Origin of the sequence: Psychrobacillus sp. FSL K6-4615, assembly GCF_038008225.1 — a bacterium.
Lineage (GTDB): Bacteria > Bacillota > Bacilli > Bacillales_A > Planococcaceae > Psychrobacillus > Psychrobacillus psychrotolerans.
In genome coordinates this window covers 2,411,048-2,434,875 of the sequence record NZ_JBBOYQ010000001.1, presented here as the reverse complement: position 1 = coordinate 2,434,875, position 23,828 = coordinate 2,411,048, and the positions used below count along the sequence as shown (strand labels likewise).

Annotated in this window: 27 protein-coding genes; 17 read left to right on the top strand and 10 right to left on the bottom strand. The window is 35.3% G+C overall.

Going from position 1 to position 23,828, the window contains the following annotated elements; all coding sequences use genetic code 11:
• Positions 1–5 precede the first annotated feature (5 nt).
• A complete protein-coding gene (locus MKX53_RS12095) occupies positions 6–227 on the bottom strand; it encodes a DeoR family transcriptional regulator (protein WP_093536820.1) in 222 nt (73 codons plus the stop codon).
• A 339-nt stretch (positions 228–566) separates the two neighbouring features.
• Between MKX53_RS12095 and pepV the strand changes: the two genes are divergently transcribed.
• From pepV to MKX53_RS12060, 7 genes are all read left to right on the top strand, one after another.
• Complete coding sequence (gene pepV / locus MKX53_RS12090) at positions 567–1,973, top strand: dipeptidase PepV (RefSeq protein WP_340911535.1); 1,407 nt, start codon at positions 567–569, stop codon at positions 1,971–1,973.
• 2 nt (positions 1,974–1,975) lie between these two features.
• Positions 1,976–2,827 carry a D-amino-acid transaminase gene (gene dat, locus MKX53_RS12085; RefSeq protein ID WP_340911532.1) on the top strand — a complete coding sequence of 284 codons (852 nt, stop codon included), beginning with the start codon at positions 1,976–1,978 and terminating at the stop codon, positions 2,825–2,827.
• A complete protein-coding gene (gene thpR / locus MKX53_RS12080; protein WP_340911530.1) occupies positions 2,824–3,387 on the top strand; it encodes an RNA 2',3'-cyclic phosphodiesterase in 564 nt (187 codons plus the stop codon). Before dat ends, thpR begins: the two co-directional genes overlap by 4 nt.
• A complete protein-coding gene (locus MKX53_RS12075; protein ID WP_340911528.1) occupies positions 3,371–4,354 on the top strand; it encodes a nuclease-related domain-containing protein in 984 nt (327 codons plus the stop codon). Before thpR ends, MKX53_RS12075 begins: the two co-directional genes overlap by 17 nt.
• Positions 4,347–5,264: a diacylglycerol/lipid kinase family protein gene (locus tag MKX53_RS12070; protein ID WP_340911527.1), complete on the top strand. Its 918-nt coding sequence runs from the start codon at positions 4,347–4,349 to the stop codon at positions 5,262–5,264. Before MKX53_RS12075 ends, MKX53_RS12070 begins: the two co-directional genes overlap by 8 nt.
• A 19-nt stretch (positions 5,265–5,283) precedes the next feature.
• Entirely contained in the window at positions 5,284–5,925 is a 642-nt protein-coding gene (gene trmB / locus MKX53_RS12065) for a tRNA (guanosine(46)-N7)-methyltransferase TrmB (RefSeq protein WP_340911524.1), read from the top strand.
• Positions 5,926–5,999: 74 nt separating this feature from the next.
• The gene (locus tag MKX53_RS12060; protein ID WP_340911520.1) at positions 6,000–6,845 is read left to right on the top strand and encodes a YtnP family quorum-quenching lactonase; all 846 of its coding nucleotides are present in this window, start codon (positions 6,000–6,002) and stop codon (positions 6,843–6,845) included.
• Between the two features lie 275 nt (positions 6,846–7,120).
• Here the strand turns inward: MKX53_RS12060 and MKX53_RS12055 are convergent, their stop codons facing one another.
• On the bottom strand, positions 7,121–7,435 hold the full coding sequence (locus tag MKX53_RS12055) for a hypothetical protein (RefSeq protein WP_093536828.1): 315 nt from the start codon (positions 7,433–7,435) through the stop codon (positions 7,121–7,123).
• 156 nt (positions 7,436–7,591) lie between these two features.
• On the opposite strand from MKX53_RS12055, the gene MKX53_RS12050 reads away from it, so the two are divergent.
• The 10 genes from MKX53_RS12050 to MKX53_RS12005 all read left to right on the top strand — a co-directional run bounded on the left by MKX53_RS12050 (position 7,592) and on the right by MKX53_RS12005 (position 17,211).
• Positions 7,592–8,665: a M42 family metallopeptidase gene (locus MKX53_RS12050; protein ID WP_093536829.1), complete on the top strand. Its 1,074-nt coding sequence runs from the start codon at positions 7,592–7,594 to the stop codon at positions 8,663–8,665.
• 82 nt (positions 8,666–8,747) lie between these two features.
• Complete coding sequence (locus tag MKX53_RS12045; protein WP_340831103.1) at positions 8,748–9,281, top strand: DUF84 family protein; 534 nt, start codon at positions 8,748–8,750, stop codon at positions 9,279–9,281.
• Positions 9,282–9,343: 62 nt separating this feature from the next.
• Positions 9,344–9,856 (top strand): hypothetical protein, encoded by a 513-nt coding sequence (locus tag MKX53_RS12040; protein ID WP_093536831.1) that lies wholly within the window; start codon positions 9,344–9,346, stop codon positions 9,854–9,856.
• A gap of 13 nt (positions 9,857–9,869) precedes the next feature.
• Entirely contained in the window at positions 9,870–10,181 is a 312-nt protein-coding gene (locus MKX53_RS12035; protein WP_340911516.1) for a thioredoxin family protein, read from the top strand.
• A 194-nt stretch (positions 10,182–10,375) separates the two neighbouring features.
• Positions 10,376–11,191, top strand: a complete 816-nt coding sequence (locus MKX53_RS12030; RefSeq protein WP_093536833.1) for a DUF1444 family protein — start codon at positions 10,376–10,378, stop codon at positions 11,189–11,191.
• The gene (gene ytpR / locus MKX53_RS12025; protein ID WP_340911511.1) at positions 11,188–11,793 is read left to right on the top strand and encodes a YtpR family tRNA-binding protein; all 606 of its coding nucleotides are present in this window, start codon (positions 11,188–11,190) and stop codon (positions 11,791–11,793) included. Before MKX53_RS12030 ends, ytpR begins: the two co-directional genes overlap by 4 nt.
• 314 nt (positions 11,794–12,107) lie before the next feature.
• Entirely contained in the window at positions 12,108–14,609 is a 2,502-nt protein-coding gene (locus tag MKX53_RS12020) for a DNA translocase FtsK (RefSeq protein ID WP_340911507.1), read from the top strand.
• Positions 14,610–14,721: 112 nt separating this feature from the next.
• Positions 14,722–16,023, top strand: a complete 1,302-nt coding sequence (murC, locus tag MKX53_RS12015; protein WP_340911504.1) for a UDP-N-acetylmuramate--L-alanine ligase — start codon at positions 14,722–14,724, stop codon at positions 16,021–16,023.
• A 142-nt stretch (positions 16,024–16,165) separates the two neighbouring features.
• On the top strand, positions 16,166–16,630 hold the full coding sequence (locus MKX53_RS12010) for a DUF948 domain-containing protein (RefSeq protein WP_093536837.1): 465 nt from the start codon (positions 16,166–16,168) through the stop codon (positions 16,628–16,630).
• A gap of 14 nt (positions 16,631–16,644) precedes the next feature.
• Positions 16,645–17,211, top strand: coding sequence for a YtxH domain-containing protein (locus MKX53_RS12005; RefSeq protein WP_340762965.1), 567 nt, complete (start codon positions 16,645–16,647; stop codon positions 17,209–17,211).
• Between the two features lie 528 nt (positions 17,212–17,739).
• Here the strand turns inward: MKX53_RS12005 and MKX53_RS12000 are convergent.
• From MKX53_RS12000 to MKX53_RS11965, 8 genes are all read right to left on the bottom strand, one after another.
• Complete coding sequence (locus MKX53_RS12000) at positions 17,740–17,931, bottom strand: helix-turn-helix transcriptional regulator (protein WP_340762471.1); 192 nt, start codon at positions 17,929–17,931, stop codon at positions 17,740–17,742.
• Positions 17,932–18,237 carry a hypothetical protein gene (locus tag MKX53_RS11995; protein WP_340762472.1) on the bottom strand — a complete coding sequence of 102 codons (306 nt, stop codon included), beginning with the start codon at positions 18,235–18,237 and terminating at the stop codon, positions 17,932–17,934.
• 181 nt (positions 18,238–18,418) lie between these two features.
• Positions 18,419–18,823, bottom strand: coding sequence for a hypothetical protein (locus tag MKX53_RS11990; protein WP_340911502.1), 405 nt, complete (start codon positions 18,821–18,823; stop codon positions 18,419–18,421).
• A gap of 465 nt (positions 18,824–19,288) precedes the next feature.
• Positions 19,289–19,717, bottom strand: a complete 429-nt coding sequence (locus tag MKX53_RS11985) for a hypothetical protein (RefSeq protein WP_340911499.1) — start codon at positions 19,715–19,717, stop codon at positions 19,289–19,291.
• Positions 19,718–19,932: 215 nt separating this feature from the next.
• Positions 19,933–20,349: a hypothetical protein gene (locus tag MKX53_RS11980; RefSeq protein WP_340911496.1), complete on the bottom strand. Its 417-nt coding sequence runs from the start codon at positions 20,347–20,349 to the stop codon at positions 19,933–19,935.
• Positions 20,350–21,026: 677 nt separating this feature from the next.
• Positions 21,027–21,503 carry a hypothetical protein gene (locus MKX53_RS11975; RefSeq protein ID WP_340911494.1) on the bottom strand — a complete coding sequence of 159 codons (477 nt, stop codon included), beginning with the start codon at positions 21,501–21,503 and terminating at the stop codon, positions 21,027–21,029.
• A gap of 97 nt (positions 21,504–21,600) precedes the next feature.
• Positions 21,601–22,215 (bottom strand): DUF6241 domain-containing protein, encoded by a 615-nt coding sequence (locus tag MKX53_RS11970; RefSeq protein ID WP_340911492.1) that lies wholly within the window; start codon positions 22,213–22,215, stop codon positions 21,601–21,603.
• Positions 22,216–22,379: 164 nt separating this feature from the next.
• A complete protein-coding gene (locus MKX53_RS11965) occupies positions 22,380–23,717 on the bottom strand; it encodes a serine hydrolase domain-containing protein (protein ID WP_340911488.1) in 1,338 nt (445 codons plus the stop codon).
• Positions 23,718–23,828: the final 111 nt, after the last annotated feature.

Below are 23,828 nucleotides of genomic sequence, written 5' to 3'. Positions count from 1 at the left end.
CATATCTAAGATGTCATTTTAACGCGTTTGTTCGTCGTGGTCCATTTACCTCTTGTTGGGCTAATGATTAAGTCATTAAAAGCAAGCACATTCAAATCTCGTTGAATTGTGCGAGGAGTGATGCCAAATTCATCGACTAAATCTTGTGTTGTAACTGTCCCGTGATCACGGATGAACATATACATGTCTTTTATTCGAGTAAGCATCCGATCAGTAGTTGGTTTCATAAGTAACCACTCCTTCATCATGATATCCCTTGGCTAGACTAGCGGACGACTTGGGTGAAAAGCAACTGAGTAATTGCAATTTACAGCCCCTTTACAAAATGATAGTCAAAGTATTTACTTTCTGACAATTCCATTATAATAGATTTCTATTAAAATTTCTATAGATATAATCATATTTACAAAACATTCACATTTCTTGCCAGTGAATACCGAGTCAGAAAAGAATGTTATTTTGTTAGGAAAACACTGTCTGAAGGTTATAAATTTCCTTCTTTTTTTGTGTCTTTTACTATAAAAAGTGTAAAATGAAATATAAGCATTACTTAGGAGGATATTAATATGAATTGGTTAGAACTAGCAGAATCCAAAAAGGCAGATATCATAGCAGAATTACAAAGATTAATACAAATTCCAAGTGTCATGGATGAAAAAGCAGGTAATGATGAAATGCCTTTTGGACCTAAACCGTTGGAGGCTCTTCTCCACATATTGAACGAAGGTGAGCAAGAAGGATTTATCACAAAAAATGTAGATAATATGGCTGGACATATTGAAATGGGTGAAGGAGAAGATATATTAGGAATCCTTTGTCATGTTGACGTCGTGCCAGAAGGTAAAAATTGGACGTATCCACCGTTTGAAGGTGTTGTAGCTGACGATAGAGTGTATGGCCGTGGTGCTATAGATGATAAAGGTCCAACTATTGCTGCATGGATGGCCATGAAATTAGTAAAAGAAGCAGGGATTAAGCTATCCAAAAAAGTCCGTCTCATTATTGGGACAGACGAAGAAAGTGGATTCCGTTGTATGGATAGATATTTTGCAAAGGAAGCAATGCCTCAGATGGGATTTGCACCGGATGCTGATTTCCCAATTATTAATGCAGAAAAAGGAATCGCGAGTTTGATCTTTACACAAACTGGTTCTGCTGATACTGAAACGATTCAGTTTTTCCAAGCAGGTAACCGTACAAATATGGTGCCAGATGAAGCATTCGCAGTTATCTTCGGTGGTCTCCATATGATTAAAGAAAAGTTCCAAACATTTGCAGCTGAATTTAATGTTGAGGGAGAAGTCACACAAGAAGGCCCTATGGTTAAAGTGCTTGTTTTTGGTAAATCTGCACATGCAATGGAGCCAGATGATGGGATTAATGCAGGTATACTATTGGCTAAATTTTTACAAAATATTAATCTTACTCCACATTCCAAAGCGTTCGTTAACTTTTTAGTAAATTCATTTGGAGAAGATAGCAGAGGGCATGCCCTGGCACTCAATTTCACAGATGAGCTTTCAGGAGATACGACCTTAAATCCTGGTGTTATTCACTATGCCCCTGCACAAGGATCTTGTACGCAAGTAAGTTTGCGTTATTCTGTAAGCTATCCTTTTGACGAACAGTTAAGTGCCTGCAGAGAAGTACTTAGTGGTTCAGGCATTACTTTGGATTTAAGTACTAATTCTAAGCCTCATTATGTCGATAAAGAAGATATACTTATTAAATCTTTACAAAAAGTATATGAAAGACATACCGGTGAAAAAGCAGAGTTATTATCTATCGGTGGCGGCACGTATGCAAGAGTATTAGAAAAAGGGGTAGCATTTGGTATGGTGTTCCCTGGCAGAAAAGATGTAGCACATCAAGTGGATGAATATGTAGATATCGAAGATTTAATAAAAGCAACTGCTATTTATGCAGATGCAATAGTAGAACTTGCTGGAAGCTCAAATTCGGAGGGAGAATAAACATGGTAAAAGTATTATGGAATGATCAATTTGTACAAGAAGAAGACGTGAAAATTGGATTCGAAGATCGTGGTTATCAATTTGGAGATGGAATTTATGAAGTGATCAAAATATACAAAGGAGATATGTTCACAGCTAAAGAGCATATTGATCGACTATATGCGAGTGCGGACAAGATTCAACTAGTTATTCCATATACTAAAGACGTAATGCATAAAATGTTACACGAACTGATTGAAATGAATGAACTTCAAGATGGTCAAGTGTATCTTCAAGTTACCAGAGGAACAAGCATGCGTCAGCATAATTTTCCAGTTCCAGCAGTGGAATCTGTTTTAACAGCCTATACAAAAGAAACAACACGCCCACATACACAGTTAGAAAATGGAGTAAAAGCTTGCTTTGTAGAGGACGTTCGTTGGCTTAGATGTGATATCAAATCGTTAAATTTGTTAGGAAATGTTTTAGCAAAACAAGAAGCTATTAGTAAAGACTGCTATGAGGCTGTACTACATCGTGGAGAAACAATTACAGAAGGTTCATCTTCTAATATGTATGGTATTAAGGATGGAGTTTTGTATACACATCCTGTTAGTAATTTAATACTTAACGGAATTACACGCCAAGTTATTTTGAATTGTTGTGAAGAAGTAGGACTACCGGTAGTGGAAGAAGCATTTACAAAAGCGCAAGCATTAGAAATGGATGAAATGATTATGTCTTCTACGAATGCGGAAGTAATGCCGATAATTTCCATTGATGATAGAATAATTGGTACTGGAAAACGTGGCGAATGGGCTGAAAAGCTACAATTAGCTTTTGAAAAAAGAATTCCTACATCCGTTGAAGCATGAACAAGCATTATTTTATCGCTATAAAAATCCCTAAGGAGTTAGCTTCTGCGATTATTCAGGAACGTGATAAAACCAATTTACACAGGACTCATAAAATCTTACCAGTTGCAGAAGATCTTCATATCACGCTCTATTATTTAGGGCATGTTGCAGATGGTATATTACAGCAAATAATTCATTCGCTAAATCGTTTAGAATGGGAATCGTTCGAATTGAAAACAAGTGGAGTAGCTCATTTTGGTAATGAAGCTACCCCGCGTGTTGTGTATACGTCATTAGAAAAAAGCGATTCTTTACAATTATTGCAGCAAAAAATTGTGCAACTGTTAAGTAACTTTATAGAGGTACAGAAAACAAACGATTTCAATGCTCATATTACAATGGCAAAAAAATGGGCTTCTTTGGAGTCGCTAAATTTAAAAGCGTTCAACTTACCTGATGTAGTCTTTGACGTTTTAAGTTTCTCCATTTTTACCGTTAATGTGAATCGGTCTCCGCGTTATGAAGAAATATGCACAGTCAAGTGGAGGAGGGGTGAAAATAATGGCCCAACTAGTTAAATTACAAGATTATGTTTCCCGTTATCAAGTAGATTTAAAAAGATACCCAACGCAGTTTGTACGTTTAAAAAAACAACAATGGGATCGGACAAAGGAAGAGTGGGAAAGAGGTTCTTTTACTTCTGAGTGGATTGAAAAGGAAGATGAAGTAGTTGTAGAATACAAGAGAAAATCACTTTTATCCATTCTGTTTCCAAAAAGCAAGAAAGAAATAGTAGAAGGCTTAGACTGGGAAAATAAAGAGTTGACGGAAGAGATTCCTATATCAGAAGAATCTACTACGTTGCTTTTTGAACCTAAACTAGTTTATAAACCTCAAACAAAAGAAGAGTTAAAACGTATGTATCTAGATCAGCTGTTTCACTTTCAATTAAAATGGGCAAGTTCCACTTTACGTGAAAAGTCTTATGTAGATCCAAAATATATGCGTGACACACTACTGAGGGATTTTACACTGAAGCTACCAGATAATTATTTTGTCTTTTATTATCCAATCTTGAAGCTAAAAAAGGCCCCAATAGAGCTAGATATTATACTTATACTTCCTACTGAAGTTGTTTGTATTGTAGTACTAGAGGGCAAAAATTCCGATGCTTTTATAGGGAGTGGGGAACGATTTTGGCTTAAGAAAAGTGGGGAAGATGAAAAGAAAATATTAAACCCTACGATTAATCTAAATCGAATGGAATCGATATTAGGACAGATTTTCCAACAGCAGGACATAGAATTGCCGATAAAAAAAGTAATTCTTTCAAGAAATGGTTATATTGATTATCCGGGAAATTCGTTTAATACAGAATTTATCGATACGAGAAAGTTTCCTGAATGGTTTCTTTCATTGAAATCTTCGCATTCTCCGATGAAGCATATGCAATTTAAAGCAGCCCAGGCGATATTAGATCTAGTACAAACCACTTCTTATTCTAGATCTAGTTGGGATATAGGTAATGAGGAAACCAATGAATAACATTGTCTTTATAGTAAATGAGCACGCAGGGAATGGTTTAGGTAAGAAGGTGTGGAGGAAATGGAGAGAAACAATCGATTTTCCTCACACAGTTTATATGACGAAAAGAGAAGATCACGCCACCGAAATAGCCAAAAAATGCGCCGAATCAATGGATGATTTGCTTTTAGTTGGAGTTGGTGGTGATGGTACTATTCACGAAATTATTTTGGGTATCGTCGGTTTTGAGCATGTTCGAGTTGGAATAATCTCGGCTGGGAGTGGAAACGACTTTGGACGAACCTTTTATGTTTTTCATACATTGAAAGACCTCAAGGAAGTTGCACAGAGTAATTTCCACACCAAAATGGATATTGGAACAGTAAACACTCCAAATTTGGAATACAAATTTGTTAATAATGCCGGCTTTGGTTTTGATGCAAAAGTTGTTTACCTTGCAAATTATTCTATTTGGAAAAGCAGGCTGAACCTTTTTAGGCTAGGTAAACTTGCATACATATTATTTCTTATAAAAGAGTTACTAACGTTTAAAACGTTTTCTTTTACCTTACATAATAAAGATGAAGTCACTCGATATGATGATGTTTGGTTTTTTGTTATTTGTAATCAGCCTTTTTTTGGAGGTGGAATGAAAATCTCTCCTGATTCCATTCCTAATGATCAATTACTTGAGATGACAGTAGTAAACAAATTATCAAGATGGAAATTGTTATTTATTTTTGGTACAGTATTCTTTGGAAAACATACTAAATTTAAAGAGGTAAAACAGTATCAATCATCAGATTTTAATATGGTTATTCATGATGAAGTGTATGGTCATGTGGATGGTGAGTTTTCATGTATAACAGAAACAGATATAGCTTATTCATGTTCAGTAGAGGGACATGCATGGAATTTAGCAAACCGTTAAAGAAAGAGGAGTTTGAATAATGAGGTTAAGACATAAACCATGGGCAGAGGATTTTATCAATGCTCATCCGGAAATAGTTATCCCAAATCCAGAAGAAGTTAAAGGTAAATGGGCCGAAGTATTTAAGAATGACAATCCATTGCATATTGAAGTAGGTTCAGGAAAAGGGCAGTTTGTAACAGGAATGGCAAAGCAAAATCCGGATATCAATTATATTGGCATAGAGTTATATGACAGTGTGATAGTGTCAGCGTTAGAAAATGCGATTGCCGCTCAGCCATTACCTAATCTACGATTATTGAAAGTAAACGGATCAGATCTTGCAAAGTATTTTGAAAAAAATGACGTAGACCGTGTATACCTAAATTTCTCAGATCCATGGCCAAAAACTAGGCATGCGAAACGACGTTTAACACATGCAGAGTTTTTAGAACTATACAAATCGATTCTAGTAGATCATGCTGAAATCCATTTCAAAACGGATAATCGAGGTTTATTTGAGTATTCATTAACGAGTATGTCAGCTTTTGGAATGCTTATCAAAGAGGTCTCTCTCGATTTGCATGTTAATATGCCGGAAGATAATATTATGACGGAATATGAAGAAAAGTTTTCTGCAAAAGGTCAACCAATATACCGAGTTGAAGCAAAATACGTGTAACTTTAGTGAGCGAAAATGCTAGTTAGCTCGATAAATGTATACACCGAGGAATATTTGAAAAGGGGAGTGGGAGAATGGACAAGTTTCAATTTCACGAAATGTCATTTACATGGTTAAAGGGAGGAACAACTTTTATGGACGGGGGTGCCATGTTTGGAGTTGTTCCAAAACCATTATGGGAAAAGAAATATCCTGTCAATGAGAAAAATCAAATTGAACTGCCATCGGATCCATTACTCATCCAATATAAGGGGCAAAACATTTTAATGGAATCAGGTCTTGGTTACCGGAAAATGACGGAGAAGCAATTGCGAAACTACGGTGTTACCGATCAATCTCAAGTGGAAGATAATCTTGTAGAATTAGGATTATTGCCAGAAGACATCCATATTGTTATGATGACTCATCTTCACTTCGATCATGCCTGTGGTTTAACAAAATGGGATGAATACCGAATTGTTTCCACTTTTCCAAATGCTAAAATTTATGTGTCCGATGTGGAATGGAACGAAATGAAAAATCCTAATATTCGCTCCAAAAACACATATTGGAAAGAAAATTGGGAGCCAATAGAAGACCAAGTGATACCATTTACAAATTCTCTTAAAATAGTAGAGGGAATTGAGATGATTCACACGGGAGGCCATAGTGACGGCCATAGTATTGTTGTATTCAAGCAGCAAGAAGATACTGTCATACATATGGCAGATCTAATGCCTACCCATGCTCACCAAAACCCACTGTGGGTGCTTGCATATGACGATTATCCGATGACTTCAGTGTTTGCAAAAGAAAAATGGGTCAAACAAGCACTTCAACAAAATTATTGGTTCAGCTTTTATCACGATGCTTTCTATCGAATGATCAAATGGTCCGAAGATGGAAAAGAGATAGTAGATTTAGTTGAGAGAAGTAGATAAAAAGAAAAGTTCAATTACCTATTTCAGCCCCGATAAGCACTTGGTAGGATTTCAAGTTAAGGCGTCCTTTGACTTTACTGAATTCTTGAGTGATTCAGGAGCTGTTCTAGAGTTGGACAGATAAAGCGAGGGCCTTGACGATGTCAGCCCTCGTTATTTTTGTGGAAAATTTACTCTTTTCCAACAAACATATCTGAAATTCCAACTAAACTATATTAGATGACAAAAAAATGGCTGATCATGAGAAAATCATGACCAACCTTCCACTTTTAAATTTAAATTTTCACCAATTCAACGACGGATCCTGTTTTTGCATCTGCTGCGAACTCAAATTGCTCAATTTCCCCTTCTTTCACTCGAGAAATACCGCCTTTATATACATTCATACTTATTGCTTCTTTTTGAAACTTCTCTGGGGTCATATATATCCAGGATCCATCGATTGGACCCTCTTTTTTGAATGAGCTTTTAATTTCATTTAATACTAATTCTGCTGAACGATTAAAATCCATTTGTTTCGTGGCTTGGCTGGCTATAACACCAATTACAATTCCAGTTCCAAGTCCCATCATGTAATCCTTTAATTTCATCAGTATTCCTCCTCATCGTATTTTTTTTAGTGTATCATACATCCTCGTTCCGATTAAATTTTTCGGTTTACGAAGTTTTATTGTAGTAAACGAACCCAACTTTTATTACAATAGAGGGGAAGATAATTTTCTACACAGCTTTAGGAGGCTTTTTTAATGAATGCAGAAACGCGCTCGCTCTTTAAAACATTGACAGAACTACCAGGAGCACCTGGGAATGAATATGCTGTACGTGCCTTTATGCGAAATGAACTGACTAAATATTCAGATGAAATTGTTCAAGATAATTTAGGCGGTATATTTGGTCTTAAAAAAGGTGATGAAAATGGACCGAAAATTTTAGTTGCTGGCCATATGGATGAAGTAGGATTTATGGTATCTGGGATCACAGATAATGGAATGATTCGTTTTCAACCTCTAGGTGGTTGGTGGAGCCAGGTTTTACTTGCACAACGAGTGGAAGTTGTTACTAAGACTCAAACAGTTCCAGGAGTAATCGGTTCTATTCCTCCGCATTTGTTAAGTGATGAACTTCGTAGCAAACCGATGGATATAAAAAATATGCTAATAGATGTTGGAGCAGACGATAAAGAGGATGCTCTACGAATGGGCATAAAACCTGGTGATCAAATCTTACCTGTTTGTTCGTTTACACCTATGGCAAATGATAAAAAAATAATGGCTAAAGCCTGGGACAATCGTTATGGTTGTGGATTGGCTATTGAACTTTTGAAAGAAGTGCAAAACGAGAAACTTCCGAATATGCTATATTCCGGTGCAAATGTAATGGAAGAAGTAGGTCTTCGTGGTGCACAAGCATCTGCGAATATGATTAATCCAGACTTATTTTTTGCTTTGGATGCGAGTCCTGCAAATGATGCATCTGGAAATAAAAATGAGTTTGGACAACTAGGAAAAGGAACACTTTTACGAATTTTCGATCGTACAATGGTGACACATCGTGGAATGCGTGAGTTCGTATTAGATACTGCAGAAACACATAATATTCCATATCAATATTTCATCTCACAAGGGGGTACTGATGCGGGACGCGTTCATACTTCGAATGAAGGTATTCCTAGTGCAGTAATTGGTATTTGTTCACGATATATTCATACCTCTGCATCTATCATCCACACAGATGACTATGCTGCAGCCAAAGAGCTTATTGTGAAACTAGTTAAATCATGTGACCGTACTACTTTAGAGACAATTAAATCGAATGTATAAGTAGTGGAGTGGCTATGTTACTCTATACTTTTAAAAAGATGCCTTCCGGGGCATCTTTTTAACTAGAAAGGAATATTATTGCATGAGAATATTAATAGGTACGCATAATAGAGCTAAAACAAAAGCAGTTCAAACTATTTCTAGTATATATTATCCAGAGGCAAATTATGAAAACAAAGAAGTTCCATCACTAGTGTCCGATCAACCGATGGGTCAGGAAGAGACTAGGCAAGGTGCTATTAACCGAGCAAAGCAGTTAATAGATGAGCTAATGGAAGATTCAGACACACTATTTGGGATAGGTTTAGAAGGCGGCGTACAAGAAATAGATGGTCAATTGTATATTTGTAATTGGGGGGCATTGGCGACGCCTGCCGGTGACGTATTTACTGCTACAGGAGCTGGTGTACCCCTACCAGGGGAAATAGCGGAACAATTACGAGGCGGTGCCGAACTTGGACCTGTAATGGACGTCTATACTAATAAGAAAGGTATACGTCACGATGAAGGTGCCATTGGTGTCTTCTCCAATGGACTTGTTAATAGAAGTGCAATGTTCGAGCATATAATGTTATTATTGATTGGGCAATTTGAATTTGCTAATAAGCCCAAGTAGTTGCAACTGTAGGGAATCATCGATAAAATATATAGCAGTTATCACTGAATGGAGGAAAGAGAATGACCCGAATTTGGATGCGATTATTGATCGCGTCATTAGCTGTCATTTTATTAGCAGGATGCTCTTCTTTGGAAGAACAAACTTCAGATGGACTTGAGAACGCAAAAGTAGCTTTTCAAGGCGACGCAGAAAAACCAAATGAAAAAGTAAATGATATTAATATTTTTATACCTAGTGGTTTTTCGATAGAAGAAGAATCTAATGAAACAAATATTATTCTTTCTAAAGGAAAAGAATCATTTATACTCTTTATTAATCCAAATGAATTACCTAGTAGTCAACTATACTATGATTTGATGACATCTGATAAAAATTTAAAAGTATTAGAAGAAAAAACATTTGAGCAAAATGGACGATTTGGATTTGCTGCAATTATTGAAAATAGTGAAGAAAAGTATGAACTTATAACGAGCATTGGTGGCATCAAACTTACAACTATTTCTGACCAACAAGATGTTGCGAAAAATTTAGAAAAAATGATGCTTATCGTTCGTTCCATTTCAACAAACTAGAGGAGTGGTACATATGGAAAACCTAGCTTCAGTGGAACAATTCAAAGAGATAAAACAGCAAGGAAAAGTTGTATTTAAATTCACAGCTGATTGGTGTCCAGATTGTCATTTCATCGATCCATTTATGGGAGAGATAGAAGAAAAATTTGCAGATATTACATTTGTTTCTGTAGATCGTGATCAGTTCATTGACTTATGTATCGAGCTTGATATATTTGGTATCCCTAGTTTTCTAGCATATGAAAATGGCGAAGAAAAAGGTCGGTTTGTTAGTAAAGACCGTAAAACTAGAGAAGAAATTGAATCATTTCTTCAATCGATTTAACCCCATCCAAACGGTTCACCTAGTGGACCGTTTTGTTTATTCCGAAGTAGTAGGACTGCCACCCCAAAGGATCGCCAAACAATGCCCAAGTGGCAGTTCAACTTCTGGGGGAGACCTGTATGGTTTCGTTTTTCAACAGGACGATTAAGAAACCCGACGGATTGAAGTTTCACTTTGAAAGGACTAGATGATAAATGAAAGCACTTGAACTTGTAAGGCATTTAAAAACAAAGCTTTCCGAAGATATATACACGTATGATTATAATAGAGAAACAAACAAGCTACGCTTGACTCATAAAGAAATAGGAAAGGGAATTGAAATTTCAATCCCTCCGATTTTAGCTAAATATGAAATGAAAAAAGAAGTGGCGATTAACGAGGTTGTATATACAATAAACGAAACATTCCAAGCGATGGAAAAAGAGATGGCCGGTGAAATAGATCCATCGTTGTCCGTGTATCCCGTTATCCGCTCCACTTCCTTTCCACTTAAATCGAATGAAGGTAACCGTTTTATAACGAAAGATCATACAGCAGAAACACGCGTATACTATGCAGTCGATCTTGGTAAGACTTACCGTTTACTAGATGAAAAAATGTTGTTGGAGTGGAAAGTCAGAGAAACGGAAGTAAGGGAACGAGCACTCTTCCAAGTGAGAAAATTAGAAAATCATTATAAAATAGATGAGGTAGCAGGTAATACTTTTTATTTCTTTAATAATAACGATGGATATGATGCAAGTCGTATATTGAACGAATCGCTATTAAAAGATATGAAAAAACAAATTACTGGAGATATGACTATTTCTGTACCCCATCAAGATGTTATGATAATTGGTGATATAAGAAATGAAACAGGTTACGATGTTCTAGCGCAAATGACGATGCATTTCTTCACGGTTGGAACAGTGCCTATTACTTCATTATCTTTCATCTACGAAAACGGAGATTTAGAACCTATATTCATCATGGCGAAAAATCGAGTATCAAAGGAGAACGAGGAAAAATGAATATTTTTTACAACAAACCTGGAGTTGGAGATGTACTATTAATCCAACTAACACCTGAAAAAACAGAAAAAGTTATTACGGAAACTAATGGTGATGTTACACAAGTAAAAGATGCAACAACAAACGAAGTACTGGCTATAAACATTTTTGAATTTAGCAAATACAAAGAGCTAGATGTTCAAGGTAATATATCTTTAACTGCTGAATTAATCGAAACCGTGCAAAAAACATTAGAGAAAAACGGTGTTTCTTATACATTAGAAGCAGATCTATCTCCTAAGTTTGTGGTAGGCCTTGTAGATTCATTGGAACAACATCCAAATGCGGACAAGTTAAAAGTATGCCAAGTACATGTTGGTGAATCGACTTTACAAATTGTATGTGGTGCTCCGAATGTAGAAGCAGGTCAAAAAGTAGTAGTAGCTAAAGTTGGAGCAATTATGCCTTCAGGTATGGTTATTAAGGATGCTGAACTTAGAGGTGTAGCTTCAAGTGGAATGCTATGTTCTGCAAGAGAATTGGCTATTCCGAATGCACCTGAAGTAAAAGGGATTTTAATCCTAGATGAGCAAAAAGAAGTTGGAAGCGAATTTATAGCATAAAGAAATGACAAGCATGCCTTTAAGGTGTGCTTTTTTTGATGAAAAGAAAATTATAAAACTCTGGACCCGAAACTATCTGTAATTGAATCTTTTCCAGACTCCAGTGGTCGTCCAGGAGGATATAGTACTTAAAAAAGAAACAAAGCGGGTGGAATATTTAACCATAAATTTTGCTATTCCGATACATAAGTGGCATATTCCCCTCGGATAAAATCCTAAAACACATGATTTTTTTACCATTCTACCTTATAAATACAGACGAAACCTATTATTATTGGTAGAATAAGAGGTATCTTTTAGAAAGAGTGATGAATTTGAATTGGTTAAAAAAATTATTTGCCTCAGATGAGAAAGAATATGAAGAGGAATACAAAGAGAAGCAACAAACGTTAGATCCTACAAAGAAAAAAACTCCTTTTCGTTTCCCATTGATATCAGACGAAGAAAAAAATGAAACTGTATATGGATATCCAAAGGAAGAGCAAATAGGTGAAATTTATAAAGAAGAGGCTCCAGTTGAAGAGCAAATATATAAACCTCTATATACACAAGATCTTTGGAAACAACGAGCACAGAAACCTACTATCGTTCACCGAGCAGAGAAGAAGATAGTGGAGGAAAAAGTAGTAGCTGATACTCCTCCTGTAATTCGAAAGAAAAGAGCATTCACGCCTACAGAAGTACCATCACCAGTTTATGGATTTTCAAGAACAAACCTAAATAAAAAAGTGGAAGAAAAAGAACAAAGAACGGAAACGATAAATCCGAACGTATTAAATAATGCTCAAGCTATTACGCCTGGTCCAGAACTGAGCGAAGTAAAAGAGCAAGTCCTTGTAGCAGATGTAAACAGACAAAATATGCAAGTAACTGAGGCAGTAAACGAGGATGTACAAGTAATAGAGTTAGTAGAAAATATTATTGAAGAAGCAGCAGTGAAACCATTTGAAGAATTATCGCCTGTTACAGAACTAGACGAAAACCCCCAAGTGGATGTTTTAGAACGGGATTTGCAAATAATAGAGGTAGTAAACGAAGATATACAAATAGCTGAAGTAGTAGACGAGTTTGAGCAAGTGAATGAGCTTGTTGAAGCTGTACAAGCAGAGGTAGCAGTGACTGAAATACCTGAAATAACACATGCTCCAATGCAAACTACGGATATTTTAGCAACAGAAAAACCTGTCAAAGAAAAGATTAGACCATTTAATGTATTAATGCTGAAATCAGATAAAAGTAAAATGAATAGAATAGATACTATGAACAAATTATCTCCGATAGCACAGAAAGCGGTTCCTGTAACAAAGCCAATTATTCAGCAGGAGCAAAAAGAAATAAAAGAAAATGTTCCAATAGGTGGGCAAGAAGTTGAAACCTTAACGGAACAGGAGCAAAAAGCGAAACAATCAAATTATGTGAGACCATCTATTAGTCATTTACTACCTCCCGAAATGAATGTAGAGGATAGAGAATGGATGGAGGAGCAAGCTTTTACATTAATAGATGCTTTGTCCCATTTCCAAGTAACAGGTGAGATTGTTCAAATGGTACAGGGACCAGCGGTTACTCAATTTGAAATAACGGTTGGTCAAGGAACAAAGGTAAGTAAAATACGCAATCTAGCAGATGATCTAAAACTTGCTTTAGCAGCGAAAGATATTCGTATTCAAGCACCCATTCCAGGAAAGAGTTCCATAGGAATAGAAATCCCGAATAGAAAGTCTCGAGCAGTGCGCTTATCGGAAGTGATAAATACAGATACATTTTTAAAATCGGATTCACCTCTAGAAGCGGCATTGGGATTGGATCTAACAGGTAAGCCAGTGACATTGGATCTTCGGAAAATGCCCCATGGACTCATAGCTGGAGCAACCGGATCTGGGAAATCTGTATTTATTAATTCATTATTAGTAAGTCTATTGTATAAAGCGACGCCTGATGAAGTAAAATTACTATTAATCGATCCTAAAATGGTAGAACTTGCACCTTTCAATCATATACCTCATCTTGTAAGCCCAGTTATTACGGATGTAAAAGCTGCAACAGCTGCATTGAAATGGGCAGTGGAGGAAATGGAAAGACGTTATCAGCTGTTTGCTCATATCGGCGTTCGCGATATATCTAGGTATAATACGCTGGCTACGGAGAAGAGACAGTTTGCGCAAAAACTTCCTTATATTGTTATTGTCATCGATGAGCTTGCAGATTTAATGATGATGGCGCCAACGGAAGTAGAGGATGCTATTTGTCGAATTGCACAAAAAGCAAGGGCATGTGGAATACACTTAGTATTAGCAACACAGCGTCCTTCTGTTGACGTTATTACTGGCCTGATTAAAGCTAATATCCCTACACGAATTGCGTTTTCTGTTTCATCACAAATCGATTCTCGTACTATTTTGGATCAGCAAGGGGCAGAACGTTTACTAGGTAAGGGAGATATGCTTTATCAAGGAAATGGTATGTCTAGTCCTGTACGAATCCAAGGTACGTATGTCTCTGATGATGAGATTGAAAGTGTTATTGAATATGCGAGGAGTCAAGGGAATCCTGATTATTTGTTTGAGCAAGAGGAACTTCTACAAAAAGAAATTACTTCTGAGCAGGATGAATTATTTGAAGAGGCTTGCCGTTTTATCGTAGAACAGGGCACAGCATCTACGTCGTTGCTACAACGTAAGTTTCATCTAGGATATAACCGTGCAGCCCGATTAATAGATGCAATGTATGAAAATGGATATATTACAGAACAAAAAGGAAGTAAAGCAAGAGACGTATTATTAACAAGTGAAACATTAGAGGGAATATTTGGTTAAAATTATTTTTTAAGTATTATAAGAAATAGTGATATAATTATAAATACGTCTAAAAAGGCGCATGAATTATATAATGTATATGAGTGGGGCTAATCCCAGGAGGTTTATACGTATGACAAAGTACCATTTTACAGGCATTAAAGGGTCTGGAATGAGTCCATTAGCGCAAATTTTGCATGATACTGGCTATGAAGTTCAAGGTTCTGATATTGAAAAATACTTCTTTACTGAAAAACCATTACACGAGCGGAATATAGAGATTTTATTGTTTGATGAATCCAATATTCAGGAGGGCATGACTGTTATTGCAGGAAATGCATTTCCTGACAGTCAACCAGAGTTAGTCAAAGCTAGAGAACTTGGCTTGGAAATCATTCGTTACCATGACTTCTTAGGCAATTATATGAGTCAGTTTACATCTATAGCAATTACCGGCGCTCATGGAAAAACGTCGACTACAGGATTGTTATCGCATGTATTGAGCGGACACGAACCGACATCTTATTTAATAGGTGATGGTACAGGAAAAGGTATGCTAAATGCATCTAACTTTGTGTTTGAAGCTTGTGAATATCGACGTCATTTTTTAGCCTATAATCCGGATTATGCAATAATGACAAATGTTGATTTTGATCATCCTGATTATTTCCAAGATATTGATGATGTATTCCAGGCATTTCAATCTATGGCGATGCAAGTAAAAAAAGGCATCTTTGCATGTGGAGATGATAAATACTTGCAACAAATAAAATCAGAAGTTCCTGTAGTCTACTACGGTTTTGGTGAACATAATGATTTTGCAGCTCGCAATATTGAAATAACCCCGGAAGGTACATCTTTTGATGTATTTGTTCGTAACGAATATTATGATCGCTTCACAATTCCCTTGTTTGGAGATCATACTATTCTAAATGCTCTTGCAGTTATCTCTCTCTGCCAATATGAAGGTGTCCCTGCAGATACTATACAAAAAGGCTTAGAGTCGTTTGAAGGGGTTAAAAGAAGGTTTACAGAGACAGTCGTAGGTAATGATATTATCATTGATGATTATGCTCATCACCCGACAGAAATAAGAGCAACAATTCAATCTGCTAGACAAAAGTATCCAAATCATCAAGTTATTGCGATTTTCCAACCACATACTTTCACAAGAACACAAAAGTTTTTACAAGAATTCAGTGAGAGTTTGAGCTTGGCAGATCGGGTTTATCTATGTGATATTTTTGGTTCTGCAAGAGAGAACGCAGGGAATTTAACCATCGAAACGCTTGGAGATATTATTGAAGGAAGTCATATCCTTACAGAAGAAAATGTAGAAGAATTAAAGACAAAGGAACATTCTGTTTTCTTATTTATGGGAGCAGGCGACGTACAGAAGTATCAACAAGCTTTTGAAAAAAAGTTAAATAAATAAGAAAAAGCTTAATCCGATGTGGATTAAGCTTTTTTTTGAAGGATATTTAAAAGAAACGTAGTATAGTATAGGTAGGAAGTTTAATTTGATTTGAATAGGGTAAAAATGTATTAAGACATACAAGTTTCTAGGAGGATGGACAATGGAAAATCTATTATACATAGCAGCTATTATAGCCGCTGTTGCATTTCTAATCTTATGTATTAGTTTGGCAATGACATTATTTTCAGTTAAGAAGACGCTAAATAATGTAGCAGACACGTTAGATGGATTAGAAACAAATCTGCAGAATATGACGAAAGAAACAGCGGAACTACTTCATAAAACAAATAACTTAGCAGAAGACATTCAAGTTAAATCTGAGAAGCTGAACACAGTAGTAGATGCAGTAAAAAATGTAGGTAGTTCAGTTAATGGATTTAATCATTCTATCCAACGTTTAACAACTTCCGTAACAACTGAAGTGGAGAAGAATGAAGAAAAGATAGCGCAAGTAGTGCAATGGAGTAACGTTTTCTTAGGTGTTCGCGACAAATGGAAAGAACGCAAAGCATTAGAACGTGCTGGGTATTATACCTATGAAAACGATCAAAATAAACCACAATAATCGGAGGAATTTACATGACAAATCAAAAACAGACTAAACCTAACTACAATGAAGCAACTTATAATCATGAATACTATGCAAACCAACCTTCTTATAATCAGCAAGGAAATTCAAATTATCCGCCAGTACCTTACTATAATAGCGATGATATTTATCGTGACGAAGAAGTAAATGGTAAGGACTTTATCATTGGTGTTTTAATCGGTGGTATTATCGGTGCAACAACCGCATTATTATTAGCACCTAAAACGGGAACAGAGCTTCGTGGAAATCTTTCCACTCAAGCTAATCAGCTTAAAGATAAAACCATCGATCTTTCATCAACTGCAAAAGAAAAAACAACACAACTTTCTAAGCAAATTCAAGAACAATCTGGACAATTGGTTGATAAAGTAAAAGCTATTAAACCAAGTGCTTCTTCACCTCTTGATGATGGTACTGCTTCTTCTGAGGGAGAAGAGCCAATGGAATTTATGGAAACGATTTCTCATACAACTGAGGAGTTAACAGAACAAGAAGAAAATGCAACTGCAGTAGCAGAGGCTATTAAAGAAGCAGTTGCCGAATCAGATAAAAAGTAATCGAATAAAATAAATATCAAAGGAAGCACTGCATCTAGCAGTGCTTTCAGACTGTAGACAAACTCAAATTTAGGTGTATAGAGTTGAATATTAAACGGCAAGGCCCACCACTTCGCTTTCCGTGGGCTTGGCTTCAGCCTCCTCGTCACTACGTTCCTGCGGGGTCTTCAGCTCAAGCTATTCCCACTGGAGTCTTCGTGGTTGATCTTGCCTTATAAAACAGTTCCAATAGAGTAATCAATATCTTACTCTTTAATAAGAAGAATAAACATCCTTAGGAACATTTATAACTATTCATAACCGTTTATAAAAATACCTTTGTCGTCAAACTGGAAGCACTGCATCTAGCAGTGCTTTTTTTGTTTTTGGCTATGTTAAAGGTAAAGGTTGATTTAAAAGCACATAAAAAACGAGCTGGGCTATGTTCTCCCAGCTCATTTTATTTTGATGTCCTTTTTTACTAAAGCACCCGTTAGTTGAAGAAGGAAAGTGAAGCTAGTTCCACAATCTCGTCCGATTGTTGATTTTTCATTTATTGACAAACAGCTCATCTATTGTAGTGTCCAATACAGAAGCTATACTAAAAGCTAATTGTAAAGTAGGATCATATTTATCATTTTCAATTGCATTTATCGTTTGTCTAGATACCTTACAAAACTTTGCTAGTTCCTCTTGGGATAATTTAGCTGATTTTCTTAATTCTTTAATATGATTTTTCATTTAACCACCATATTTCTTCCTAAAAAACAGTAATGAACTTAAATATATAATGGAAGTTGTTATGAGAAAGATAACTGGATTTATACCCTCATACGAACCATTTTTCCAAATATTTATATATATTTTTTTAAAAAGTTGAATTAACACGTATCCGATTACTATTGCAAAGGTGAAGGACTGGGCTTTCATTTTAATAAAATTTTTTCTTTCATCACCCAATTGTGGTAAAGATATAAGAGTAACGATAATTAAAATAGCACTAATCCCTAAGATACTAAATAAAACAGCCCAAATAATCCAGTCCATATTTTATTTCCTCCTCGTAATAAATGTAAAAAGAATTTGACATTTTTATTGTATCACTGATTGGTCAAATGTCTTATACTTTTTACATTTCGTCATAAATAGGGAAGAATTCTCTATAAGAAAAAATGCTTTACCCTTCTTGAAGTAAAGCACCCGTTAGTAGAAGAAGAACTAAATGTCTCTACTCTTGTTTAAAATGCAATAACTTATCTAAGGGTATATCTGATTCTTTGAAACCATATTTCGTTAACATTATTAGTTCTATCGCTTTTTTAGGGTCCTCTTGATAAAACTTTATAATTACTTCACAATGTGCCAATGCTAAGTGTTCTGTAAGCATTCGTGCAAATTCACCCAGTATTTCTCTATGTTCATCTTTAACAGAACCATCAGAGAAATATGTAGCAGAGACATAGTTTGCACGCTGGTCATCTTCTTCATAAATTAAAAAAGGATTTTCAAAATCATCAAGTGTGGCAGGTCGAAACTCATCTAAAATAGCTAAAGTATAATGTTGGTCGCTAATTCGAATATCCCACACTTCAAAGTCCCTTAATCTAATTTTACGTTCAAAATAATCAATCAAACTTTTACGTCCCCTTTCATTTTGTTTGACTGCTATTAACCTTCAAACTTCATCCAAATGGTATATTTAATATGAATTTAATTTAGTAATATAGGCACTGCTATTATTGCTATACCTACACTTATAAAGAATGTAATAAGCCAATCTCGTTTTCAAGTAGTCTTAAGTAGTATATTCAGTACCGAACCAAAACAAAAACAAGCTATAAATCCAAACAAAACCCAAGTGAGTGGTTCCATAAAGTACCTCCTAGCCTTAACTGTGTAGTTTTTCATCAAAAATCCATTTATAAATCTAATCTACTTCTTTACTTGAATACGTTTGAAACGAAATAAGGTTACATTTATAAAAAATTTCCGTTGATAATCATCAAAAATCCACTTATCTTATTCAACTATACTGCTTCGTTAGTTCAATAAGAAAAAAGGCTTTACTCCTTCTTGAAGTAAAGCACCCGTTAGTTAATTATTCAATTTTTCCTTCTCTCGCCAATTGTGTTCCATCAACCAAACCTAATTGACCAAAAGTATAAATATATTCTGATTGACCTCTCTTTTTTACACCTTGAATATTTACAAAGTATTCATTACCTTCTTCTAACAAATTATATATTCTTGAATCCTCAATCATTACCTTATATCTCTCTTTATTTGGACTGTTATCATTAGCATTAGAACCTATAACCCACATTTTCATATATTTTCCTGGCTCAATATGATGTTCTTTCTTTTCAATTTCAAAAGTCATTGCACTACTTTTATAAGATTTGCCTACCTCAAAATATAAATAAAATAAGAAACCTACTATTAAGAAAAAAATAATCAACCAAACTACCCATTTTTTATGAGAATAATTGAACAAAAATCCACCTCCCAATAAAAGTTCTTCTTCCAAAAAACTGCTGCTTTACTATAATAAGAATAAGGCTTTACTCCTTAATAAAGTAAAGCACGACGTTAGTTGAAGTAGAAGACTCACAAACACTGACTATGGCATTCTTTAAAATGAAACTTTCAACTCACTATCAAAATGAGACAAACTATTGGCTGGTTTAGTTGAAGAAGTACAAAGAGAACCTATTAAATCGTGCCCCTTTGTGGCATCATCCACTAAGCCCCTATCCCTTCAAAATGGGTTTCTTCACCATTCTTAAAAACTTTCAGGTACTCATAGTCCCCTTTGACATTGATTTTGTACAACTTATATGTGCCTGCTTCCCCCTCAGAATTAGAAATGTCGTTCAGGTAAATGTTAATCGAATTTTCATCTGTTTTGATATCTATATCTCCAAATTCTTTTCCATCATCCAAAAAATCTTGATTAAGATACAAATAGCGTTTTTTGGAATCGTTGTACATATAAATGCCAGTTCCTGTACCTTTTTCATCATTTTCTACATCCATAATAAAATTTTTCACAATGTCATTTGCCTTTTCTAAATTAATTTCTGAAATAGTTACTTTATTTCCTCCGCATCCTGTCAGAATACCGCAAACAATTAAAATTAGTAATAAAAATTGCTTCAAATTTCTCCAACTCCTTTGTTTGTTTTTACCGCAACCTTTTCACAATCTGTCCGAATCTTGAACATAAGTTAAACAACACTCTTGAACTAACCTGCTGCTTTACTTTAATACGTTAAAGATGTTCCAATTTTATATAAATTTACCATTTATTATAAATAAAAATCCATTTGGCTTATTAAACTAAACTGCTGCGTTAGTTCAATAAGAAAAAGAGTTACCTATGGCAACCCCATGATTTTTTACTAAAGCACCCGTTAGCCATACATGCAGCCAAAAAAACTGCACCACAGAGGATGAAAATTGATGCAGAACGGGTATAGTTCAGTATGGCTGGCGAAGAAGGTCGATCAACTTTGGTGCCATTGAGCCCATCCGTTAGTCTGACTCCGACGACCACGGTGCATCACAGACTGTCGCACTCTATACGAGTAGCACTCATGGGAGATTAATCCTACTCTGGTTACTGCACCAGCCTTGCCTTTATTATAAGAAGAAAGGAGTTGATTCCTGATTTAACTTTCAACTGAATATAACCACTCTAAAGGCTCAGCTTTTTTAAAAAAGCTATTTCTGAGTCTCTTTTGTTATGCAATTTTGTTGATTTTGAGTGTTTTTTAATTTTCATGGGAGTTGAACAAGGAGTAATAAGGGTAGTCAGTGCCATCTCTTCTTAGTATTTAATATCTAGCCAAATCTCCGAAGGCAGTAGCGAATTCTGATCTTACCTGTACGATGAATTCTATGGGTTCCCCGGTATTATCTTTAGTATGTAGATTCTCACGGGTATTTCCTTCATACCAAGTTCTACCATCCGAGGTCTTATTAATCTCTTCGTCCCCTTCAAAGTAAATTTCGAAAGCTCTTTCTTGTTCGTTATAATAATCATACACTTCTTTTTCACTAAGTTCAGAAGATAACTTTTTGTAGGCAACAACAATTGGTCGCCCCGAATTACCCGAAGGTCCTCCACCGTAACCAACTCCATAATCAAATCCTTGTTCAAGCACTTTTGTTTCTGGAGGAAGTGGATAAGAAAAGAAATTATTTGCATATTCTTCAGCAGTCTTTTTATCTTGGCTAAAAAAAGATACAGCTAACCATGAAACTGCTAGCATGATTGATAAGATAATCAAAATCTTATATCTTTTATTCAAGAAACCTCTCCTATCTAGTGCCCTTTTAGGTTCTTTGGTATCTGTAATAGTCATATTACATAAAGACCAACCGCCATTTACTATCGAATACAAAAAATTAATTTTGTTTTTCTGTCGTACCAAAGACTTCATCTACCTGCTTAGCGAATACCATGTGTATATAGTGTATCTCTTGTTCTTCTGTAGCGATACCTGTCGCTAAACCTGCTAAGCTATTAGTTTTCGTCCCTTGAATATGCATCAAAACATTATGATCTTTGTCAACTGTTGAAAAATCACCCTTTTTCCAGCGTTTTAATACATCTAAATACGTTTCATAATGCTCATATTTGTCTTTATTTTCTTCTACCATCTGTATCAAAATATCGATTCTTTCTGGTGTTATCATAATTGAACCTTCTTTTTCATCGGCAATAATCTTTTGGTGCGCCATTTGTTGAATCACTTCTTCCACTAGATTGTCAACAAATGGTTCATCTCCACTTTTCCATTCATCAGTCATCTTGTCATGAACCTTATTTTCCCAACCAAATGTTGAATCCACTGTCGATACAAACTCTTTTTTTTCATCTTCTTTTGAACTGCTATCTAATTCATTTTCAATAACTTTAGAAGTTTCTTTTTCATAGTTCTTTTCCATAATTAAATACGTACCGCCTATACTTAACAGAGCCGTTAAGACAACTAGACCTAAAACACGAATCCATTTCATTTCTTTAACCACCTTTATTAATAATTACCCCAAAAGAGGCATGCCCATCAAATAGTTAGAACTTTCTCCTGTTTTGAATTTGAATATAGTGGATTCTTTTTGTAGATATATTCTACATTCTTCCTCAACTATCCTGCTGCTTTAGTTCAACAAGAAAAAAGGCTCTACTCCTTCTTGAAGTAAAGCAACCCGTTAGTTAAATAACATTTAGAAACTATATATTTTTTTTCATTAAAATCTTTATACTCTACACCTACTATTTCACCTGACAATGAATAATTGAATATTAGTTGCTCATTAACCATTTCAGTTAAAAAAGTTGTTTTTGATGCATTGTGACTAACTGGCACAAGTTTAAATTTATATAATACCCCGTACATTTTAGGAACAGTTAAATATAGTTCACCATTATTTATAGAGATGTCTAAAATTAATCCCTCATCATTTTCAATAGAATACTTCCCAGCAATAAGTTCCTTGTTTATAAAGTTAATTGGTTGAGCTGGGAGAGGTAGTGATACATGTTCATCAAAAACTACCTTAGCCATTTCTTGAATTAAATGTGTTACAGGAGTAATGTTCATATTGCTTAGAAAGATTATCGTAACTTGTTCATCGACAAATCTGAAAAAATTACTACAAAAACCACTAATATCTCCAAAATGGTGCATGCATTTTCTGCCCACCATTTCAGACACCACCCAGCCTGAGGCGTAAGAACTAAGGTTTGGAGTAGACATTTTTTCCATTTGTTCTTTGTTAAGGAGTTGAGATGATTTTAATGCCTGATCCCAAAGGAATAAATCCTCTGTTGTAGAATATAAACCATAGGCTCCTAAAGGAAAGGATAAATCTGTATATGCTGAGTGAATTGGTTTTTCCCAAAATGAATAACCTGAAGCTAAGTCTGCAACTATCTCAATTCCGTCATCACAGCCTGTATTATTCATACCTAAGGGACTACATATATTTGCTTGTATGTACTCTGCAAATGACATACCTGAAACTTTTTCTAAAATTGCTGTTAGTAATGTGTATCCTGAGCTTGAATATTCAAATCTCTTTCCAGGTTCGAAGTTCAATTCAAGATGTTTAAATGAATCGATTAGTTGATGTAAAGTCATCGGAAGTCTCATAGTTTTAGACCAAAAATCAGGGAAACTTGTGTAATTTGGAATTCCTGTAGTATTTGTTAGACAATGATAAATTGTAATTTTTTCACCATGTGGATAATTAGGAAGATACTTCCCTATACAATCATCTATAGATAATTTCCCTTTTTCATGTAATTGAAAAATACCCATAGATGTAAAAGCCTTAGTAAGTGAGCCAATGCGAAATTTAGTAGTAGGTTTATTGGGTACAGCATGCTCCCAATTAGCCATGCCAAAACCTTTGTTTAAAAGAATATTTTCTTTAGAAGCTATTAATATTGAACCATTCAAATAACCATTTTCTTCGTACCTTTCTATCCACTTACCTAATCGTTCCTCTGTCATCATGTAATTTCCCCCTATAATCCTTAACAAATCTTCATAACACTTTCTTCAACTAAACTGCTTCGTTAGTTTAAGTGTAACATTTCACATGTACATAAAAATAGACCATCATTT

Coding starts and splice junctions, on each gene's coding strand:
- MKX53_RS12030 (WP_093536833.1), top strand. CDS start 10,376: ATGAAAGCACTTGAACTTGTAAGGCATTTAAAAACAAAGCTTTCCGAA.
- MKX53_RS12035 (WP_340911516.1), top strand. CDS start 9,870: ATGGAAAACCTAGCTTCAGTGGAACAATTCAAAGAGATAAAACAGCAA.
- dat (WP_340911532.1), top strand. CDS start 1,976: ATGGTAAAAGTATTATGGAATGATCAATTTGTACAAGAAGAAGACGTG.
- MKX53_RS11995 (WP_340762472.1), bottom strand. CDS start 18,237: ATGGACTGGATTATTTGGGCTGTTTTATTTAGTATCTTAGGGATTAGT.
- MKX53_RS12010 (WP_093536837.1), top strand. CDS start 16,166: ATGGAAAATCTATTATACATAGCAGCTATTATAGCCGCTGTTGCATTT.
- MKX53_RS12005 (WP_340762965.1), top strand. CDS start 16,645: ATGACAAATCAAAAACAGACTAAACCTAACTACAATGAAGCAACTTAT.
- MKX53_RS12050 (WP_093536829.1), top strand. CDS start 7,592: ATGAATGCAGAAACGCGCTCGCTCTTTAAAACATTGACAGAACTACCA.
- MKX53_RS11965 (WP_340911488.1), bottom strand. CDS start 23,717: ATGATGACAGAGGAACGATTAGGTAAGTGGATAGAAAGGTACGAAGAA.
- MKX53_RS11970 (WP_340911492.1), bottom strand. CDS start 22,215: ATGAAATGGATTCGTGTTTTAGGTCTAGTTGTCTTAACGGCTCTGTTA.
- murC (WP_340911504.1), top strand. CDS start 14,722: ATGACAAAGTACCATTTTACAGGCATTAAAGGGTCTGGAATGAGTCCA.
- trmB (WP_340911524.1), top strand. CDS start 5,284: ATGAGGTTAAGACATAAACCATGGGCAGAGGATTTTATCAATGCTCAT.
- MKX53_RS12075 (WP_340911528.1), top strand. CDS start 3,371: ATGGCCCAACTAGTTAAATTACAAGATTATGTTTCCCGTTATCAAGTA.
- MKX53_RS12060 (WP_340911520.1), top strand. CDS start 6,000: ATGGACAAGTTTCAATTTCACGAAATGTCATTTACATGGTTAAAGGGA.
- ytpR (WP_340911511.1), top strand. CDS start 11,188: ATGAATATTTTTTACAACAAACCTGGAGTTGGAGATGTACTATTAATC.
- MKX53_RS12070 (WP_340911527.1), top strand. CDS start 4,347: ATGAATAACATTGTCTTTATAGTAAATGAGCACGCAGGGAATGGTTTA.
- MKX53_RS12095 (WP_093536820.1), bottom strand. CDS start 227: ATGAAACCAACTACTGATCGGATGCTTACTCGAATAAAAGACATGTAT.
- MKX53_RS12055 (WP_093536828.1), bottom strand. CDS start 7,435: ATGAAATTAAAGGATTACATGATGGGACTTGGAACTGGAATTGTAATT.
- MKX53_RS12040 (WP_093536831.1), top strand. CDS start 9,344: ATGACCCGAATTTGGATGCGATTATTGATCGCGTCATTAGCTGTCATT.
- thpR (WP_340911530.1), top strand. CDS start 2,824: ATGAACAAGCATTATTTTATCGCTATAAAAATCCCTAAGGAGTTAGCT.
- pepV (WP_340911535.1), top strand. CDS start 567: ATGAATTGGTTAGAACTAGCAGAATCCAAAAAGGCAGATATCATAGCA.
- MKX53_RS12045 (WP_340831103.1), top strand. CDS start 8,748: ATGAGAATATTAATAGGTACGCATAATAGAGCTAAAACAAAAGCAGTT.
- MKX53_RS12000 (WP_340762471.1), bottom strand. CDS start 17,931: ATGAAAAATCATATTAAAGAATTAAGAAAATCAGCTAAATTATCCCAA.